This is a genomic window from Marinobacter sp. UBA3604, from assembly GCF_002375325.1.
GTDB classification, from domain to species: Bacteria; Pseudomonadota; Gammaproteobacteria; order Pseudomonadales; family Oleiphilaceae; genus Marinobacter; species Marinobacter salarius.
Genome location: NZ_DFMB01000026.1, coordinates 115217 through 134392, shown reverse-complemented (window position 1 = coordinate 134392; position 19176 = coordinate 115217). Strand labels below are relative to the sequence as shown.

Annotated in this window: 14 protein-coding genes and 1 pseudogene; all 15 read right to left on the bottom strand. The window is 57.4% G+C overall.

What is annotated here, in order from left to right:
• Nucleotides 1-329 precede the first annotated feature (329 nt).
• A complete protein-coding gene (locus B2590_RS08025; RefSeq protein WP_286811462.1) occupies nucleotides 330-6245 on the bottom strand; it encodes a DUF4011 domain-containing protein in 5916 nt (1971 codons plus the stop codon).
• A 488-nt stretch (nucleotides 6246-6733) separates the two neighbouring features.
• Nucleotides 6734-6937: pseudogene (locus B2590_RS19210) on the bottom strand (hypothetical protein); the annotation flags it as partial.
• Between the two features lie 54 nt (nucleotides 6938-6991).
• Nucleotides 6992-7576, bottom strand: a complete 585-nt coding sequence (locus B2590_RS08020; protein ID WP_286811461.1) for a HupE/UreJ family protein — start codon at nucleotides 7574-7576, stop codon at nucleotides 6992-6994.
• A 45-nt stretch (nucleotides 7577-7621) separates the two neighbouring features.
• Entirely contained in the window at nucleotides 7622-8260 is a 639-nt protein-coding gene (gene ureG, locus B2590_RS08015) for an urease accessory protein UreG (RefSeq protein WP_041335536.1), read from the bottom strand.
• A 38-nt stretch (nucleotides 8261-8298) separates the two neighbouring features.
• Nucleotides 8299-8994, bottom strand: coding sequence for an urease accessory protein UreF (locus B2590_RS08010; RefSeq protein ID WP_286811464.1), 696 nt, complete (start codon nucleotides 8992-8994; stop codon nucleotides 8299-8301).
• Complete coding sequence (ureE, locus tag B2590_RS08005; RefSeq protein WP_286811460.1) at nucleotides 8984-9514, bottom strand: urease accessory protein UreE; 531 nt, start codon at nucleotides 9512-9514, stop codon at nucleotides 8984-8986. Before ureE ends, B2590_RS08010 begins: the two co-directional genes overlap by 11 nt.
• Before the next feature lie 10 nt (nucleotides 9515-9524).
• Nucleotides 9525-11228, bottom strand: coding sequence for an urease subunit alpha (gene ureC / locus B2590_RS08000; protein ID WP_286811459.1), 1704 nt, complete (start codon nucleotides 11226-11228; stop codon nucleotides 9525-9527).
• 213 nt (nucleotides 11229-11441) lie between these two features.
• Entirely contained in the window at nucleotides 11442-11756 is a 315-nt protein-coding gene (locus B2590_RS07995) for an urease subunit beta (RefSeq protein ID WP_286811458.1), read from the bottom strand.
• A 10-nt stretch (nucleotides 11757-11766) separates the two neighbouring features.
• Complete coding sequence (gene ureA, locus B2590_RS07990) at nucleotides 11767-12069, bottom strand: urease subunit gamma (protein ID WP_007152777.1); 303 nt, start codon at nucleotides 12067-12069, stop codon at nucleotides 11767-11769.
• A gap of 351 nt (nucleotides 12070-12420) precedes the next feature.
• Nucleotides 12421-13332, bottom strand: coding sequence for an urease accessory protein UreD (locus tag B2590_RS07985; RefSeq protein WP_286811457.1), 912 nt, complete (start codon nucleotides 13330-13332; stop codon nucleotides 12421-12423).
• Nucleotides 13329-14027, bottom strand: coding sequence for an urea ABC transporter ATP-binding subunit UrtE (gene urtE, locus B2590_RS07980; protein WP_091642994.1), 699 nt, complete (start codon nucleotides 14025-14027; stop codon nucleotides 13329-13331). The genes B2590_RS07985 and urtE overlap by 4 nt, the downstream gene beginning before the upstream one ends.
• On the bottom strand, nucleotides 14027-14854 hold the full coding sequence (gene urtD, locus B2590_RS07975; RefSeq protein ID WP_286811456.1) for an urea ABC transporter ATP-binding protein UrtD: 828 nt from the start codon (nucleotides 14852-14854) through the stop codon (nucleotides 14027-14029). The genes urtE and urtD overlap by 1 nt, the downstream gene beginning before the upstream one ends.
• The gene (urtC, locus tag B2590_RS07970; protein ID WP_286811455.1) at nucleotides 14851-15987 is read right to left on the bottom strand and encodes an urea ABC transporter permease subunit UrtC; all 1137 of its coding nucleotides are present in this window, start codon (nucleotides 15985-15987) and stop codon (nucleotides 14851-14853) included. Before urtC ends, urtD begins: the two co-directional genes overlap by 4 nt.
• Before the next feature lie 3 nt (nucleotides 15988-15990).
• Entirely contained in the window at nucleotides 15991-17589 is a 1599-nt protein-coding gene (gene urtB, locus B2590_RS07965) for an urea ABC transporter permease subunit UrtB (protein WP_286847916.1), read from the bottom strand.
• Nucleotides 17590-17686: 97 nt separating this feature from the next.
• Complete coding sequence (gene urtA / locus B2590_RS07960) at nucleotides 17687-18997, bottom strand: urea ABC transporter substrate-binding protein (RefSeq protein ID WP_007155577.1); 1311 nt, start codon at nucleotides 18995-18997, stop codon at nucleotides 17687-17689.
• Nucleotides 18998-19176: the final 179 nt, after the last annotated feature.

The window sequence follows — 19176 nt, the reverse complement described above, 5'->3', positions numbered from 1 at the left end:
ACACCAGATTTGACGATAGCTCCTCGTCCGAGCCAGTGAACTCTTCGAGATGAGCGTACGGGATAAGAACGTTTTCTATATCAAAAGCCCCGACAAATAGGTTTGTCCCGGTTTTCTGTCCGAAAAGCACATTTCGATGAGTTCTCTCAACAATGAAGGACTGAACTCCCGGAGAAGGCCGTTCCAAATTATTGCGAAGATCACCCTGTTCTGACTTTGAAATTGTGGCCTACAAGTGTATATCGAGAGCCGCTTGAGCGGCTCCATCAGAAGGGAGGCATGCCAAGTTGATCAAATTAAAACCAGCCCACTACGCTTTCGTGTAACGATTATCGGTAAGGCTGCACTCGATTTACCCACTTATGAAATGTCTCCACAGTCGAGTTGTGTCGGCGAGCAATCTGAAACTCTCCGAACATCCAATCGATAGGATCATCGGGCTTAGCGTTTAATGCTGCGCGAGCAACTCCTACCTGCTCTTGATAGCAGAGTTCTTTCCAATCACGCTCAACACCAAACGCAAACAACCCTCGCCATGGTATCTCATCGCAAATGTAGTCTGGTGAAAGCCATACCGTTGTGCGTTCTTCACCCTCGCGCCAGAAACCTGCCCAACCTTTGATGACATCGCGAAGATGCTGCCGCTGCTTTCGGGAGCTTCGATTTAGCCCATGTCTATGGGCAACGTCGAGCGTAAGCTCGTGTAATGTAATGCCATTTTTGCGCTCCAGTATGGCGTTGGCAAGGCGGCTCAGGTTCATTCGATGATCGGCATGAAAATAACGATCTTTGTCATAGCAAGGTAGGTCAGCCAAGATATCCTCAGACTGTCGAGCACTCTTATCGTATCCACTACTAAGATCATCGGCCGTTTCGTGAGCAGACCCGAGTGGCCCCGCGGTGTCAATTCCGGAGACAGCGTGAGCCTCATGTTCTTCCGATTTAGCATCGGTTTCAGGTTCGCCGATCAGCGTATCCGCTGTCGACACTGGTACATCTATTTCCTTATCTCCTCCATCGATAGAATCGTCATCTTGCTCGCGATCTACCTCCAGGAGGGATTCGAGATTTTCATGGAGCTTTTTCATCGCATATTCCGGATCCTGGAAGTAATCCGTTGACCACAACCGGACGATCCGCCAACCCAAGTTCTCGAGAATGATCTGACGAACACGATCGCGATCTCTGGCAGACGGCGAGCCATGGTAGGTCGCTCCGTCACATTCGACACCAGCAAGATACTCGCCCGGTTTGTCTGGATGTACGATTCCAAGGTCGACGCGGAATTTTGATACACCGACTTGGGTCTGGACTTTCCAGCCTCTCTCACGAAGAGTCATGGCAACAGCCTGCTCAAAGTCGGAATCGAAATGATCAACTCCGTAGTTTGCAAAGCTAAACTCGGCCAGCGCGACGGGGCCACGCTCTGCAAATTCCAAATAGTTTTTGAGGTGTTCAACCGCCGTCGCCTGAGTTCGGGACAAATCCACCATGGATGAATCGAAGCTTGAGAAGACCAGCACCTCGGTTGTTGCCCGCGTCACTGCGACGTTCAAGCGACGCTCACCACCTTGTTTATTGAGCGGACCGAAGTTCATGCTCATAGTGCGGCCACCCGGCTCCGTAGGGCCATAGGTCAGCGAGAGTACGATAATATCTCGCTCGTCACCTTGTACAGATTCAAGATTCTTTACGAAGACTGGATCAAAAGTATCAGTCGCAGTAAAGAAACGTTCCAAGTTGGGATTTTCGCGTCTCGCTTCATCCAAGAAGTCCTCTACCATGCGCTGCTGCTGAGAGTTAATTGTAACGATACCCATCGATTTGGTGGGCTCTTCATCTTTAAGCATGCGCTCTAATCGACGGACAACCTCTTTCACGACCGCCTGCGCCTCGATAGAGTTGGTTTGTCCGCGCCCCTTTGCATAAACACCATTTACCCGATGCAAGGTAACAGCGCTTTGTTTCGTTTCGGCTGAGGGGAAGGTGGTGAGTTGATTCTCATAGTAATGAGAATTCGAGAACGCAATCAACGTTTCATGGCGGCTACGGTAATGCCCCGTCAAGCGAAGGTGCGGTAGGCGTGCCGCAAGTGCCTGGTCCAAGATGGATTCTAGATCTCCTTCGTCGGAGTCCTCTTCCTCCTTGCGTCCAAATGTATTGCTCGGGGGCATTTGCTTGGGATCGCCCACCACAATAACGTTCTTTCCACGTGCAATCGCACCTACGGCATCCCATGTCGTGATTTGAGATGCCTCATCGAATACGACAAGGTCAAAGAGTGCAAAATCAGCAGGTAGGAATTGGGCAACCGAAAGTGGCGACATCATAAAGCAGGGTACGAGGTCGGTCAGGCTGCTACCCATCTCGTTGACCAGTGCCCTGACAGGTTTGTGCCGCGATTTTTTTGTAAGCTCCCTGGCCAGAACGCCATACTCAGGCGGAGTATTAGATGTATTGCGATCAGGCACGTTCCCTGCTGTTTTCGCGACGATGTATTCAGCTGTTGTTTCAGATACGTCGGCGTCCAACTCCCTGAATCGCCCGATCGTCGATTCATGGAACGCCCCCGCAAACTGGACGAGTGATGGGCTTTGATCAATCAGCTTGGGCGCTAACCAAACACACAATGCGGTCATCGCGTTATCTTCACAGTCTTTCGGTGAAATTGCCCGACTTTCGAGCGCCGCAGACAAAGGTTCGAGTTCGTAGCTTAAAGCCACTTTCTTCATGGCCAGCCATCGGCACCAGCGATTCAAACGCTGAGCTTGCTCGCCAATTGCTCGGAAGTCGGCACCGACCTTAAAGAGCTCATGATCAGTATTGACGGAGACATTAAGCGCCTCCGCGTCGCTGATTAAGGATGCCAACGCTTGGTGGTCTTCATCCAATCGACGTGCTGTAGTTACGATCTTGGAGCTTTCTGACAAGAAATCTCGCCCCTCAACCAACTGCTTCCGGAGAACGCTGACAACATCTGCGGGGTCCGAAAAAGCGCTAACAAACCTTTTAAAGAGTGTGATCGCTGTTTCGCCCTTATCGAGTTTTTGAGACAGCTGGTCGCCATCTGCATCGACACCGGTCCAAGCCGACGAGCCCTCGATATTCGACGACACGGACTTCAATTTCCTAAGTGTTTCTCGGGCCTCGATCCCCAATTCAAGGACCGATAGATCATCAATTTTGTCCAGCCCGGCCGTTTTGATGGTTTTGCGTAGACTGTAACGTTTAATGAAACCAAACAGTCCGGTCGCTTCATTTCGCTGACTGATCCATTGCTCCCAATCAAACTCCTCAAGCATTGGCCACTTGAGGTTGTATCCAAATGAATCAACCTGCTCATGCAGCTGCCGGTGCAATGCGACGCTTTCTCTCAACGCTTTGACCCGTCCTGGGCCTCCGCTCTGCAGTGCAAAATCCACTTCCCCCGTCATAGCCAAGTCGCAAAGTGCTCTAAGGCTTGATAGTTGAGAGACGGTACGCGTCGAAATCTGATCAATTTGTAAGCCCAGTGCCGAGAGTAGCGCATCGGCACTGGAAATCGCTCGATCGGTGGCGAGAACCAGTCGGTTAGCAAGAGAAATAACTTCGGTTTGCCATTGGTTAGAGAACTCGATCTGAGTGATCGAGGCGAACCTATCTGGGTCGAGGTCTTCAATTTGTCCAAAGGCAATGCCAAGCTCGCGCGCGGTCTCTAGATAGGGATCCAGATCCGCTTCGGTCTTAACAGGGGCCTGCGATAAATCGTTGCTCCATGAGAGTCTCAATGGATGCTCGTATTCAAATCGAACAACGCGGGCCATGGCGTCGCGGGCTGAAAGGCCTAGCGCATGCCGGCGATGCAGCTCAGCTACGTAAGTGTTTAGCCCCTCGCGAACTTCTTCTAGCTTTTGTGCTTTGCTTATCCAGTCGGTCTGAGCTGCGGATTCACGATGAGACCAAGCAGCCCCCAATTGATCTAATACAGATCTTTTGTTTGCTTTATTGGAATGTAGCTCCAAACACAGATGTGCAAGTCCAACTTTCTCCATCCTGCGATATACGACCTGCAATGCCGCCATCTTTTCCGCGACGAACAGAACCTTCCGGCCGAGAGCAAGGTTGTGGCAAATGATATTGGCGATCGTCTCCGATTTACCGGTTCCAGGCGGCCCCTCCAACACAAAGTCCTGTGGATGGGAGGAAGCTTCGACAGCAACCATTTGAGAGGAGTCGCAGTTGAGCGGAGCGTAGAAGGACTCAGGTTTGATCTTTTCATCCACTTGATCGCGCTTGATGAAAGCGCCTTCTTGCTGGTAAGCCTCAGATGGGTGATCAACCAAATGTTCGACAAAGGGGCTTTGTTTAAGGAGCTCAGTTCGATCCCTGAGGTCCTTCCACATCAAATATTTTGCAAACGAGAAGGAGCCGAGAACAATTTCCTCGACCACAATGAACCCGGGCTGCTCTTGTATCGCTGCGCGAACGATGTTCCAAATTCCTTCAACGTCTACACCAGATTCATCTTCAGGAAGCTCATGCCGCAGTCGGTCAAGATTAATGTCGTAGTCAGTCTGAAGCATCTCGATGAGCGTGAGATTAAAAATAGGCTCCTCATCCGGAAGTTGGCGCATTTTCACAGGGGCCTGGGCGCTACGACGCTCTAGCTTAACCGGCAACAAGATCAAAGGAGCGCGGTACGATTTATCGCTTTCAGGGATTTCTTTCCAACGCAGCATTCCGATTGCGAGAAAAAGAGTATTGCTACCACCTTCTTCAAGATCATTTTTCGCCTTACGCAGTAAATCGACCAGCTTGGCGTCTTTGCGCTTAACTGTGTCATTAATGATTAACTTTTTGTTGTTGAGCTGTTGAAGTGCGAACTCACGATGAAGATCGGCGCCCGTGCTCAGACGAAACGCTTCAGTGCTTCTTTCGTCATCAACCAGTGGCGTCTCCTCGGCTGAAATAAAGCTGAAGACCTCGTCCGCGGCTAGCATGTCTTCAAGAGTCGCTAGATCAGGGCAAAAGAGCTTTAAAGCCGAGCTTTTAACGTTGAGAAGCGGGTTTCTCTTGGTTAAATCCAACAGCTTGCGCTGCCACATATCCACGCGGGTATCTGGTGTATCCTCGATCACCCGCTCATCGGCCCGCACCGGCGGAAGAGGGGGCGCTGCATCTATTCCCAGCTCCTCCGGGGATTGGTCGTGTTCACCCAATTGAGCATCCGCTTTTGGCTTTTCTTCAACGACTCCGATTGGCTTGACTCGTCTCGCCCGTGCCTGCTTGATATCGATCAGCATCACGAACTCAGACTCGCGATCTTCTTCGAGTAACGTCTTCGCGCGTTCAATCGCCTGCTTGAACGTAACCGGCGTATCGTTTGTGATGAGTGTGGTCTCAAACATAACGATATCTGAGGTATCCATGCGCTTGCGCAAATCGATTGGGTCATCGTTCGTGAGCACGGGGAAGCATTCATCGATTAACCAAAAACCAGCGAAAGCATGGGTTTTAGTAAGTGCTATAACAGGATTTAGCCCCATATTTTCCAGGCAACTGGCAAAAAGCACCGATGTATCAAGGCAAGCGGCCGTTTTGTGTTCAAGAATATCGGCAGCAGGGCGGATGCGTTGCCCAAGCTTTGCCCATCCATTCGGCGGCGAAAGGTACATCAGCCGCTCATTGAATAGAGTTGACCAGAGAGCCGAGCCAAATAGGAAAGGGCGCTCTCGCGTATTCGACTGATAACCATCTATCGCGCTGTTCTGCCCTGCGTTTCTTAAATTCAGGGCGACACGGCTGGTAATTGACTCAACGGTATGTACGTTTGGCTGAACAAAGGCGGCTAACAGTTCAGCCTGCCGAGACTCTCCGCCCCAGTAATCGGCGGGCAGGATGTTGACCTGGTGATTGGCAAATAGCTCCTGAGCTTGACCCCCAGCGTCTACATAGGACACCGCGAATACCAGTCGGACCACTACCTCTTCGGTCAATCCGTTCAGTTTGTCGTAGTGGGGTTTTAACGGCCGATCCTGGAGCTTGATCGATTGGCCCGGTTCAAGGCGGTCGATTAACCACTCTTCAGCCTCAACGAACTGCGGTTCGCAGGTCAGTCTAACGCGTATATCCGTGACGTTTTTCGCTACTGTGCTGTCAGCCTCCTCCGAACAGGTGACCAACACCCTTTTTAGCACGGGGTATGCGTTTTGTTGTGCTGCCAAAGAGAAAGTTGAAGCTACCTCGGCATGGATGGATAAAGTCACGCGTCCTCCGGATACGAATCTTAATTCACACTCTATAGTGCCGTTTATGCCCGAGTTTTTATTTGTTCAGTTCGCTCTTACTTACTCCCAATCGGGAATAAGTTGCTGACTAGCGGGCTTATTAACGGGTTTTAGAACGGTGTTCTTTCCCCGTAGATAGCCAAATGACCTTTTAGCTACAGCAGACTGAAAACCGGGAAAGTTTGAAAAAATCTTTGTTGTTAAACTCGATCATAAAACTTCCTTACCAACGAATACACCTGCTGGTCGCCCTGGCCCGAAAGGCTTCGTAGCGTTTTTCCAGGTTTGTAGTTATGGTGCAGCGGGTTCTGGAGTTTCTGGGTATGGTCCATCCGTTATCCTTAACAGCAGCATCTATCCGTTTCTTATGACTACACACTAGCCTAACCGTGAGGAAACTTCCTACACGTAGGACGTAAAATTTGGTAAACCAGATGCATAAAAGCCACTCGGCTCCCCGAGCAGCCTTAGGCATTCTTTCGCAACTTTTTTGCTTTAACCAATCGTACAGTCAAGTGCTTTTTAATCAGCTCATCCGTCAGCCCAGCAATCTCGTCCTCCACAACCCGCCGTCCGCGGTCGAGGACGGCAAACCGATCTGCATACTTCCGCGCAACAATATTCGGCTGAATCCCCTCCTCCGGCTCATCAAGAATCAGTAACCTGGGCTCGGGGATTTTTTGCTGCCGTACCGGGCTATAAGCCCAAAAGGACGGCTCTAGATCTTATGCCGCAGCCAGATACGCCCCAGCAACCGCCAGCACACCACCAACACCACGACTGAATCGGCTATCCGCCTTCAGCATCAGGCTACCCAGCCCACGCCCAACCATTGTGATAGCGAGAGTAGCGATGGAGAAACCGACCAGGTAAGCCGCGAGCGTGGCACCTGCGGGCATTTCTATACCGTGGGCGAAGCCGTGGAACAGCATGAAGGCACCTACAAGAGTGCCGCCAATGGCAGTCGGCAGTTTGGCCAGAGTAGCGATGAGAATGCCGGCCACCAGTACGGAGAAAGTGATGCCAATTTCAACGCCGGGCAGGCTCAGACCGCCCCAGGCCAGGGCTGCGCCCAGGATCATGCCGCCGATCACGAAAGCCGGGGTGGCGTTCTTCATGAGGTTATTCTGGCGCACACTCCAGAACCCGATAGCGGCCATGGCCAACAAGTGGTCCAGGCCCAGCATGGGGTGCAGCAGGCCGCTGAGGAAGCCGCTTTCAGCGTGGGCGCCATGGCCGGTGTGAGCGGCTGCGGTGGTGGCGGTGAGTAGTAGGCCGGCGGCCATAAGGAGTTTGGTGGTCTGGTTCATGGTGTTCTTCCTTGTGTTGCTGAATTCGGTGTTTGTGGGTCGGTGTCAGGCGGTTTCGGCCACGTTGTTCGGGCGCCGTTCCGGCAGCATGCCGCGTTCGAGGATGAAGCTGATGATGGTTTCCAGCCCTACTCCGTCGTACAGGTTGGTGAACACAAACGGGCGCTCCCCGCGCATTTTCTTTGAGTCCCGGTCCATCACATCGAGGGAGGCGTGTACCTGTTCGGCGATGTCGATCTTGTTGATGATCAGCAGGTCGGATTTGGTGATGCCGGGGCCGCCTTTGCGGGGGATTTTGTCGCCAGCGGAGACGTCGATGACGTAAAGGGTGAGGTCGGACAGCTCCGGGCTGAAGGTGGCGGAGAGATTGTCACCGCCGGATTCCACCAGGACCAGTTCCAGGTTGGGGTGTCGGTTTTGCAGGTCATCGATGGCCGCGAGGTTCATGGAGGCGTCTTCGCGGATGGCGGTGTGGGGGCAGCCGCCGGTTTCCACGCCGAGGATGCGGTCGGCTGGGAGGGCATCGTGTTTCAGGAGGAAGTCGGCGTCTTCCCTGGTGTAGATGTCGTTGGTGACGACGGCGATGTCGTAGTGATCTTTCAGGGCTTTGCAGAGTTGGCGCAGCAAGGCGGTTTTACCTGAGCCGACCGGGCCGCCGACTCCTACTCTCAGACAATGTTTCATGGCGTGTTCTCCGTTTCTCTAATCAAGATCGTTTTTGTTCAGCTTCTGAAAAGCCGTGAATACTGGGTTTCGTGGTGTGCGCTTGCGAGCGCGAGACCTGGCAATATCGGGCCGAGTTCGTTGTCTTCTCTAATCAGAGCCTGGTCGACGGCGTGTACCAGTTTGGGGCGTAACCGTTCGGTCAGCCGTTGGGCGGCGGTGTGGCCCAGGGGCATGGCTTTGCAGGCGACGGCGAGTTGGTTTTCCAGCCAGGCCCAGGCGAAGCCGAGCAGGGTTTGGCGCACGGGTACGTGGCGCATGTGGGCGGCCCAGGCGAAGACGGTGACGTAGCCGGGGTCTTCCGGCATTCGGCCTTCCGCTGGTAGCAGTTCCAAGCTGCCCAGCAGTCGAATGAGCGCAGAGCCCAGGCGGGTGTCTTCGTCGCTCAGTTCGGCGGTTTCGCGGGTGGCGTGCAGCCATTGGTTCCAGGGGGCCAATTCGGCGCTGTCGCTGTTGGCCCAGGCGTTTTGCAGGCGTACCAGCAAAGGCAGCTCGCAGCGAGTGAGGCCATCTTCCAGCACGCCTTCCAGCCAGTCGCCCAATTGGCCTTCGTTGTTCACCCAGCCCAGTTCGAAGGCGCTTTCCAGTCCCTGGGACCAGGCGAAGGCGCCAATGGGCAGTGCGGGGCTGACCAGTTGCATCAGGCCCAGCAGGGACAGGTCGCCGACGGCTGTCTGGCTGCTGTCAGTGAGCATGAGGGCGGTCATGGTTGTGCCCGTGGCTGTGATCGTGTGAATGGCCATGGCCGTGGGCATGCCCTGCTTGGGCGTATGCGCCGGGCTCCGGATCAAAGGGAGCCTGGTGGTGTACCAGGGTGGCGCCCAGGCGTTCGGCCAGTTCTTCCAGTACGTGGTCCGGCGGGAAGCGCACCCATCCGGTCTTTCCATCTGTTGCGGTGTCTTCGCTGCCGATGGATAGCGACACATGACGGTTGCCGAGGTGGTAGCACAACCGTGCCAACGGCAGGCCGGGTTCGATGCGGGCAGTGACCACGGGTTCGTCGGCGGCGCGGATGCGGATGATTTCGCCGCTTTGGGCCTGCAGGAATTCGCCCTCTCGCAGCACGGGGCCGCGGTCGAGGAACAGGCCAACGTCGTATCCGGTATCGGTCCTGGCGCGCAGGCGGCCGCGCATGCGCAGTTCGAAGGGCAGCGTTAAATGGTCGTGGATTTCGCTGATTTCCACTGGGCCGATTCTCTGTGTCAGCTCAAGCATGTCGGGGTCCTTAAAAAAGATGATATAGCTGCGCCAGTGGCAGTTCGGTGGCTGGCTCGCAGGTAAGCAGTTCGCCATCGGCGTGCACTTCGTAGGTTTGTGGGTCCACGGTCAGGTGCGGGCAGGCGTCGTTGAGTTTGAGGTCGCCCTTGCGAACATTGCGCACGTTTTTACAGGCCGCGAGGGTGCTGTTCAGCCCCAATTCCTTGCCAATGCCCGCATCCAGCGCGGCCTGGCTGACAAAGCTCAGGCGGGTGGCACTGGCGGCCCGGCCCAGCGCCCCGAACATCATGCGGTAGTGCACGGGCTGGGGCGTGGGAATGGAGGCGTTGGGATCGCCCATGGGGGCCGCTGCAATCATGCCGCCTTTCACAATGAGCGCGGGTTTTACGCCAAAGAAGGCCGGGTCCCACAGCACCAGGTCCGCCAGCTTGCCCACTTCCACGGAACCCACTTCGTGCGCGATGCCGTGGGTGATGGCGGGGTTGATGGTGTATTTGGCGATGTAGCGTTTGGCGCGCAGGTTGTCGGCACCCAGCTGCTCGTCGTCCGGCAGCAGGCCGCGCTGCACTTTCATCTTGTGGGCGGTCTGCCAGGTGCGGCACACCACTTCCCCCACCCGCCCCATGGCCTGGGAGTCGGAGGCGATCATGGAGATCACGCCCATGTCCTGGAGGATGTCTTCCGCGGCGATGGTCTCGCGGCGAATGCGGGAATCGGCGAAGGCCACGTCTTCCGGGATGTTGGGGTCCAGGTGGTGGCAGACCATCAGCATGTCGAGGTGTTCGTCGATGGTGTTGACGGTGTACGGCCGTGTGGGGTTGGTGGAGGACGGCAGTACGTAATCCTTGGAGCAGGCGGTGATGATATCGGGGGCATGGCCGCCGCCGGCGCCTTCGGTGTGGTAGGTGTGGATGCAGCGGCCTTTGAACGCGGCGAGGGTGTCTTCCACAAACCCGGATTCGTTGAGGGTGTCGGTGTGGATGGCGATCTGTACGTCGAACTTGTCCGCTACGGTGAGGCAGTTGTCGATGGAAGCCGGTGTGGTGCCCCAGTCTTCGTGGAGTTTGAGGCCCATGGCGCCAGCTTTGATCTGCAGTTCGAGGGACTCTGGCAGGCTGGCGTTGCCTTTGCCGAGGAAGCCGATGTTCATGGGCATGTCGTCGACGGCCTGGAGCATTTTGCCGATGTGCCAGGGGCCGGGGGTGCAGGTGGTGGCGTTGCTGCCCGTCGCCGGGCCGGTGCCGCCGCCGAGCATGGTGGTGATGCCGCTCATCAGGGCTTCTTCGATCTGCTGGGGGCAGATGAAGTGGATGTGGGCGTCGATGCCACCAGCCGTGAGGATTTTGCCTTCACCGGCGATGATTTCGGTGCCGGGGCCGATGACGATGGTAACGTCCGGCTGGGTGTCTGGGTTGCCGGCTTTGCCGATGGCGGCGATTCTGCCGTTTTGCAGGCCGACATCGGCTTTTACGATGCCCCACCAATCGAGTATCAGGGCGTTGGTGATGACGGTGTCCATCACGGTGTCATCAGCCCGTTGGCTTTGGCCCATGCCATCGCGGATGACTTTGCCGCCGCCGAATTTTACTTCATCGCCGTAGTGGGTGGCGTCGCTTTCAACCTGGATCCACAGTTCGGTGTTGCCCAGGCGGACTCGGTCACCCACTGTGGGGCCGTACATGTCGGCGTAGGCTTGTCTTGTTATCTTCATGCTGTCCCTCGTTTTTGCTTGGGTGCCTGGGTTCTCGTGGCTTGGTGCTTGGGTGCCGGGGCCGGTCGGATAGGGCTTTCCAGGAAACGCTACAAGCACATCCATGTGCGCTTGGGCTCCGCCATCCATGGCTCCGCACATTCCTGCAAAGCCCTATCCGCCCGACCCTCAGAGTTCATTCGGGCCTTCTTTAACCCCTTGCTCCTGTTGTCCTCAGTTCTTGTCGAGTTTTCCCATGACTTCTTGGCGGAAACCGTAGATTTCGCGTTTTCCGGCGAACGGGATAAGGGTCACTTCTCTCGTTTGGCCGGGTTCGAAGCGGATGGCGGTGCCGGCGGCGACGTCTAGGCGGTAGCCCTTTGCCTTGGCCCGATCAAAATCGAGAGCGGGATTGGTTTCGGCGAAGTGGTAGTGGGATCCCACCTGGATCGGTCGGTCGCCGGTGTTGCCGACTTCGATGGTGATGCGTTGGCGGCCTTCGCAGAGTTCGATGTCACCGTCTTTTAACTGGTATTCGCCGGGGATCATGGCAGCCTCCTCAAACTATGGGGTTGTGGACGGTGACGAGTTTGGTGCCGTCGGGGAAGGTGGCTTCTACCTGGACTTCGTCGACCATGTCGGCCACGCCTTCCATGACGTCGTCGCGGGTGAGGATTTCGGTGCCGGCGGTCATCATTTCAGCCACGGTGCGGCCTTCGCGGGCGCCTTCCATGATTTCGGCGCTGATGAGGGCGACGGCTTCTGGGTAATTCAGCTTCAGGCCTTTGGCCTTGCGGCGCTCTGCTAACAGTGCTGCTGTGAAGAGGAGCAGTTTGTCTTTGTCTCTTGGGGTTAATTCCATTTTTGTTCTCCTCGGGTTCTGGAGTTTGTCGGCAGGAGGGAAGGGGTGCACGGGATACGCGGTGAATACGTCCCTGTACGCTCGGAAAAAACATCCATGTTTTTTACGATCCCGTGCACCCCTTCCCTCCTGCCTTGTCTGAATTCTGAGTTGCCTGTTGGATTAACTTCCGTTGTTCCAAATAGTTGTTTCTGACCCTATCGAGCTAGTGCGCTAACTCATTTTTCCGCTTAACAGGGCGGGGCGAACCGTCCGGGGATGTCGAAAACATGGATGTTTTCGTCAAGCGTACATGGACGTATTCACAGCGTGCCCCGGACGGTTCGCCCCGCCCTGTTCCCGCACCAACCATCAAGTCAACCAGATCCGCGGAACAACCGCGGACTGGCCGGCCAACAGAGGCCGAAGTACCTCCCAGGCCCGCTGGCAAACATCCCAGGCTTCGTTTCTTTCATTACCCAGGTACCGCAACAACACAACGCCATGCCGGCGTGTGATGGCCCAGTGGGCTGAAGCCGGCAGTTGTTCACGGATGGCTTCGATGGCGCCGGCTTCGTCTTCCAAACCAACCACCCACAAGGTCGCCTGAACGGTGGCGCCGCCCTGCCCCCATTTGCCGTTGAAACGGGCGTGTGTGGGGTCTAACAGTTGGCGTTCCAGCCATAGCGGTTTGCCGTTCATACTCAGGCTGAAGCGTTGTTCCATATGGCCAGTAACGAACGGCAGGTTGCTGGCCGGTCGGCCCAGGGCGAGGATTTCCCAGCCCAGGCACTTGGCGCCGGTTTCCAGTTCGATGGTGGTGGTCTGCTCGCCCCGGGAGCCGTTGAAGCCGAGGGTTTCCTGGGGCAGGTATTCAAGAACGCCGCCGCTGGCGACGTTCAGGTGTGTGTGCTGCGCCCAGGCCACGCCGTTGCGGTCGGCTTTGTAGAGTTTCGCCGCCGCCGGGGTGGTCACCAGGGTGTGGGCGCCGCTTCCAACCGTTACGTTGATAGTCAGGGCATCGCCGCTGACCAGGCCGCCGGGCGGGTGCAGCAGGTACACGTGGCAGCAGCCGGTTTTGCCTTCCGGGTAGAACGGTCGCTGTACCCGCAACGGCCCTTTGAACCGGGTGCGGGTCATGCGGGTAACCTGCGCGCCCTGCTCCTGCTTGGCGTCGAAGGCCAGGTCCAGGGTGGCGGCCCAGCGCCGGTCCGCGTCGAAGCGGTGGCCGGAGTCGTGAACCGCGTCGGTAGCGTTGAGGGCGATCGATTCGTAGGCGGTCATACCGTCAGGTGCTTCTTGATGAGTTCATCAGACAGCTCGGCAATCTCGCCCTCGGCGACGCGGCGGCCGCGGTCCATGATGGCGAAGCGGTCGGCGTATTTGCGGGCGAAGGGCAGTTTCTGCTCTACCAGCAACACCGTCAGGCCGTCTTCCTTGATCAACCGGCGGATGACTTCGCCGATCTGGGCGACGATGTTGGGCTGGATGCCTTCGCCGGGTTCGTCGAGGATCAGCAACTGAGGCTCGATCACCAGGGCGCGGCCGATGGCGAGCTGTTGCTGCTGGCCGCCAGAGAGGTCGCCGCCACGGCGGTTTTTCATTTCCTTGAGCACGGGGAACAGTTCGTAGATGCGCTCGGGGATTTTCTTGCTGCCGTCCTTGCGCACGGCCAGGCCGGTGCGCAGGTTTTCTTCCACGGTCAGCAACGGGAAAATCTGCCGGCCCTGCGGCACGTATCCGATGCCCAGGCGAGAGCGCTCTTCCAGTTTCTGTTTGGTCAGTTCGGTGCCGCCATCAAACTGGATGCTGCCGCTGCTGGTGGTTTCCTCCCCCATCACGCATTTCATCAAGGTGGTTTTGCCCACGCCGTTGCGGCCCATCACGCAGGTGCACTGGCCTTTGGGCACGTCCAGTTCCAGTTCCCACAGGGTGTGGCTTTCGCCGTAGAACTGGTTCAGTTTTTCGATCTTGAGCATTACGCCTCCTCCTCCCCGAGATACACCTTGATCACTTCCGGGTCGTTGGAGACCTGGTCCATGCTGCCTTCCGCCAACACGCTGCCCTGGTGCAATACGGTGACCTTGCGGGCGATGGAGCGCACGAAGCCCATGTCGTGCTCCACCACCACAACCGACTGCTTGCCGGCGAGGCTGGTAAGCAGTTCGGCGGTGCGTTCCATTTCCTGTTCGGTCATGCCGGCGACGGGTTCGTCCACCAGCAGCAGGCGCGGCTTCTGCATCAGCAACATGCCGATTTCCAGCCACTGCTTCTGGCCGTGGGAGAGGATGCCCGCCAGCTGGCTTCGCAGTTCCTGCAAACCGATGGTTTCCAGCACTTCGCCGATCCGTTCGCGAAACTCCGCTTTCATGGCGGCCCGCAAAGTGGGGATCACCCGCTTGTCGGTGGCCATGGCCAGTTCGAGGTTTTCGAACACCGTTAAGGCTTCGAATACGGTGGGCTTCTGGAACTTGCGGCCGATGCCGAGGGTGGCGATTTCCGGCTCGTTCATGGTCAGCAGGTTGTGACGGCTGCCGAACCAGACCGAACCGGTGTCCGGGGCGGTTTTACCGGTGATGATGTCCATCATGGTGGTTTTGCCCGCGCCGTTCGGCCCGATGATGCAGCGCAGTTCGCCGTCGTCGATGGTCATGTTGAGGTTGTTGATGGCCCGGAAGCCATCGAAGCTCACGTTGACGTCTTCCATGTACAGGATCGGTCCGTGGCGGGTGTCCACGGGGGAGACCGCGGGGGTCAGGAATTCGAACACCCGGTCGCGGTTGGAAAGCTCCTCGATAATGCTCATGCGGTCGCCTCCGTAGTGGCTGGTGCGGTTGGGGTGTCCTGTTCATCCTGTTTGCCCTTGCGGCGGCTGGCCATCAGGCCGGCGATGCCCTTGGGCAGGAACACGGTGACCAGCACGAACAGACCACCCAGGGCGAACAGCCAGGCATCCGGCATCACGCCGGTGAACACGGTTTTGGCGTAGTTCACCAGTACCGCGCCGATCACCGCGCCATAGAGGGTTGCGCGGCCGCCGAGGGCGACCCAGACCACCACTTCAATGGAGAACAGGGGCGAGAATTCGCTGGGGTTGATGATGCCCACCTGGGGCACGTACAAGGCGCCAGCCACACCCGCCAGCATGGCGGAGACCACGAACACGAACAGCTGCACCCGGTCCACCCGATAACCCAGGAAGCGGGCACGAGCTTCGGCGTCGCGGCAGGCGATGCTGACCCGGCCCAGCTTGCTGGTGACGATGCCGCGGCAGATCACATAGCCGATGGCCAGGGCGATGCCAGTGGCGATGAACAACCCCAAACGGGTGGCGTCGGTGCGCAGGTTGAAGCCGAGGATGTCGCGGAAGTCGGTCAGGCCATTGTTGCCGCCGAAGCCCATCTCGTTGCGGAAGAACGCCAGCATCAGCGCGAAGGTCAGCGCCTGGGTGATGATGGACAGGTACACGCCGGTGACCCGCGAACGGAAGGCGAGGAAGCCGAACACCAGCGCCAACAGGCCCGGGGCCAGTAGCACCATGATGAAGGCAAACCAGGCCATGTCGAACCCGAGCCAGTACCAGGGCAGTTCCTGCCAGTTCAGGAACACCATGAAGTCCGGCAGGATGGGATCGCCGTAGGTGCCGCGATCGCCGATCTGGCGCATCAGGTACATGCCCATGGCGTAGCCGCCGATGGCAAAGAAGGCGCCATGGCCCAGGCTGAGGATACCGAGGTACCCCCACACCAGATCCACAGCCACCGCGAGCAAGGCGTAGCACAGGTATTTGCCCAGCAATGTCACGGTGTAGGCGCTGACATACAGGGCGCTGTCTTCCGGCATGGCCACGTGAAGGAAGGTCACGATGGCCAGGGCTGCAAACAGAACGCCCAGGAAAATCTGCGTGGATCGCTCACGCAAGGGTTGAGTCAACCACATACCTTAACCCTCCGCAGCCCGGCCTTTCTGGGGGAAGAGCCCCTTCGGCCGTTTTTGAATGAACAGGATGATGAAGACCAGCACAATGATCTTCGCGAGTACGGCACCAGCCCAGGGTTCCAGCAACTGGTTGATGGTGCCCAGCGACAACCCGGCGATGAGCGTGCCCCACAGGTTGCCCACGCCACCGAACACCACCACCATGAACGAGTCGATGATGTAGTTCTGGCCCAGGTTGGGGCCCACGTTGGTGAGCTGGGACAACGCCACACCGGCCAGGCCGGCAACGCCGGAGCCCAAGGCGAAGGTCATGATGTCCACGCGGGTCGCACGGATGCCCATGGAGCGGGCCATGGCGCGGTTCTGGGTGACGGCACGCACTTCCAGGCCGAGGCGGGTTTTGCGCATGATCATCATCAGCGCGGCGAAGACAATCAGTGCGAACGCCAGTACATAGAGGCGGTTCAAGGTCAGCGACAGGGCGTCGTTGATCACCAGCGAGCCGCTCATCCACTCCGGTGTCACCACGGTGCGGTTCTGGGGCGAGATCACGGTACGCACCAATTGCTGCAGGATGAGGCTGATGCCAAAGGTGGCCAGCAGGGTTTCCAGCGGGCGGCCCTTGAGGAACTGGATTACGCTGCGCTCGATGATGATGCCGGCGGTGGCCGCCACCAGGAAGCCGGCGGGAATCGAGAGAATCAGTGCCAGGCCAGGCTGGCCCGGCAACAGTTGCTGCATGCCCCAGGTGGTGTAGGCACCCAGCATGATCAATTCGCCGTGGGCCATGTTGATGACGCCCATCACGCCGAAGGTGATGGCAAGGCCGATGGCAGCAAGTACCAATACGGAACCCAGGCTGAGGCCGAAATAGAGGGTTTCGGCGGCGCGGTTGAGTTTCAGTTTCTGTTCAATGGTGCCGAGGGCCTGCTGGGCCTTGGTGGCCAGGGCCGGGTTGTCGCCCCGCACGGCTTCGCTCAGGGCGGCCCGTGCACGGGGATGAAGGCTGCCGGCCAGTACGTCCACGGCCTCAAGATTACCCTCACCCACTCTGTAAATGGCCAGTGCCTCTTCGATTCGGTTGCGCACCGAGGCGTTCTCTTCCCGTTCCAACTGCGCTTGCAGCGGCTCGACCAGGGAAGCGTCCACTTTGCCCATCATGTCCTGTGCGGAGGCTTCACGCACGTCAGGGTCTGCGGCGTTCAGGTCCAGCATGGCAAGAATGCCCTCAAGCTGGCCCCGTATCCGGTTATTGATGGCGATTCGGTCCAGCTCGCGGCGGGACATTTCGCCCATGATCTCTCCGGTCAGCGGGTTGGCGATTTCCCAGTCCCGGCCCCGGTTGTTCAGTACGATCACGACCTGGCCGGTGTCGTCTATCCGGCTCAGTCGGTTGTTGCCATAAGCTTCGAGCCAGCCCCTGGCTCTTTCATCACCGCTGCTGACGATGGCATTGATGGCCTCTTCCACGCGGCTGGCCGGCGCTTCTGCAAGGTTATTCAGCAGGGCCTTTCCGGGGTCGTCTTCCTGGGCGGAGGCCGGAAGCGACAGCACGGAAACCAGGGCGATAAGCAGCAATGTGAGCGATCGAAGGATGCTCATGATGGTGTCCTGTCGGTTGAAAGCGAGTTGCGGGGGCGACAACCGGGGCAGCATCGCCGCTCCCGGTTGTCTGTATTGCGCTGTTGGCTGCTATGCCTTATTCGGCTTCTTCAGCCGCCATTTCTCCAGCGGAGGCGCCGCACTTGCCGGTTGCAGTGTTGAAACTTCCGCAGAACATCGGCTTGCGCCAGTCGGCGATCAGGTCACGGGAACCCGGCAGGAAGTCAGACCAGGCATCGCCAGCTACGGTAGACGGGGTTTCCCAGACCACGGAGAACTGGCCGTTGTCCTGGATTTCACCGATCAGCACCGGCTTGGTGATGTGGTGGTTGGGCATCATGGTGGCGTAGCCACCGGTGAGGTTCGGTACGCTCACGCCGATGATGGCGTCTTTAACCGCGTCCACGTCGGTGGTGCCTGCTTTCTTCACCGCTTCGATGTACATGTTGAAGCCGATATAGTGGGCTTCCATCGGGTCGTTGGTGACGGCTTCTTCGTTGCCGGTGTGCTCGATCCACTGGTCGATGAAGTCGTAGTTGGCATCGCTGTCCACACTCATGAAGTAATTCCAGGCAGCCAGGTGTCCAACCAGCGGGCCGGTGTCGATACCGGAAAGCTCCTGCTCACCCACGGAAAACGCCACCACCGGAATGTCGGAAGCGGAGATGCCCTGGTTACCCAGTTCACGGTAGAACGGCACATTGGCGTCGCCGTTGATGGTGGAGACCACGGCGGTCTTCTTACCCGCAGAGCCGAAACGCTTGATGTCAGACACGATGTTCTGCCAGTCGGAGTGACCGAAAGGCGTGTAGTTGATCATGATGTCTTCCTTGGCAACGCCCTGATCCATCAGGTAAGTCTCAAGGATTTTGTTGGTGGTGCGCGGGTACACGTAGTCGGTACCGGCCAGCACCCAGCGTTCAACGCCGATGTTGTTCATCAGGTAGTCCACCGCAGGAATGGCCTGCTGGTTGGGAGCGGCACCGGTATAGAAAACGTTCTCGGAAGATTCTTCACCTTCGTACTGAACCGGGTAGAACAGCAGGCCGTTGAGTTCTTCAACCACCGGCAGGACGGATTTACGGGAAACCGAGGTCCAGTTGCCGAAAATGACATCCACTTTTTCCTGAGCCAGAAGCTCACGGGCCTTTTCGGCGAACAGCGGCCAGTTGGACGCGGGGTCAACCACAACCGCTTCCAGTTCACGGCCCAGAACACCACCTTCGGCATTCTGCTTGGCGATGAGCATTTCGACGGTGTCTTTCAGCACGGTTTCACTGATGGCCATGGTGCCGGAGAGGGAGTGGAGAATGCCGACCTTAATGGGATCTTCGGCGGCCGCTGCGTTAAGAGACATTGAGAGAGCCAGCGCTGACAGGCCCAGTTTCACGTGTTTTCTAATCGTCATGTTGTGCATCCTTTTCGGATTGATTGGTGTTATTGCCCCAAAATGCACCAACACCTCTGCATCAGCTGTTCCAGAATGAAAAACACGCCTTATTTTTCAGTCAGTTAAATGATATTTGATAACCACTTACCGGGCTTTCGAACCAGCAGTAATGCACCACGATGAATCGCCACTCCGCT

What these genes read in the sequence shown, in the direction of transcription:
- B2590_RS08020 (WP_286811461.1), bottom strand. Translation starts at nt 7,576, where the DNA reads ATGAACCAGACCACCAAACTCCTTATGGCCGCCGGCCTACTACTCACC.
- ureG (WP_041335536.1), bottom strand. Translation starts at nt 8,260, where the DNA reads ATGAAACATTGTCTGAGAGTAGGAGTCGGCGGCCCGGTCGGCTCAGGT.
- B2590_RS08010 (WP_286811464.1), bottom strand. Translation starts at nt 8,994, where the DNA reads ATGCTCACTGACAGCAGCCAGACAGCCGTCGGCGACCTGTCCCTGCTG.
- ureE (WP_286811460.1), bottom strand. Translation starts at nt 9,514, where the DNA reads ATGCTTGAGCTGACACAGAGAATCGGCCCAGTGGAAATCAGCGAAATC.
- ureC (WP_286811459.1), bottom strand. Translation starts at nt 11,228, where the DNA reads ATGAAGATAACAAGACAAGCCTACGCCGACATGTACGGCCCCACAGTG.
- B2590_RS07995 (WP_286811458.1), bottom strand. Translation starts at nt 11,756, where the DNA reads ATGATCCCCGGCGAATACCAGTTAAAAGACGGTGACATCGAACTCTGC.
- ureA (WP_007152777.1), bottom strand. Translation starts at nt 12,069, where the DNA reads ATGGAATTAACCCCAAGAGACAAAGACAAACTGCTCCTCTTCACAGCA.
- B2590_RS07985 (WP_286811457.1), bottom strand. Translation starts at nt 13,332, where the DNA reads ATGACCGCCTACGAATCGATCGCCCTCAACGCTACCGACGCGGTTCAC.
- urtE (WP_091642994.1), bottom strand. Translation starts at nt 14,027, where the DNA reads ATGCTCAAGATCGAAAAACTGAACCAGTTCTACGGCGAAAGCCACACC.
- urtD (WP_286811456.1), bottom strand. Translation starts at nt 14,854, where the DNA reads ATGAGCATTATCGAGGAGCTTTCCAACCGCGACCGGGTGTTCGAATTC.
- urtC (WP_286811455.1), bottom strand. Translation starts at nt 15,987, where the DNA reads ATGTGGTTGACTCAACCCTTGCGTGAGCGATCCACGCAGATTTTCCTG.
- urtB (WP_286847916.1), bottom strand. Translation starts at nt 17,589, where the DNA reads ATGAGCATCCTTCGATCGCTCACATTGCTGCTTATCGCCCTGGTTTCC.
- urtA (WP_007155577.1), bottom strand. Translation starts at nt 18,997, where the DNA reads ATGACGATTAGAAAACACGTGAAACTGGGCCTGTCAGCGCTGGCTCTC.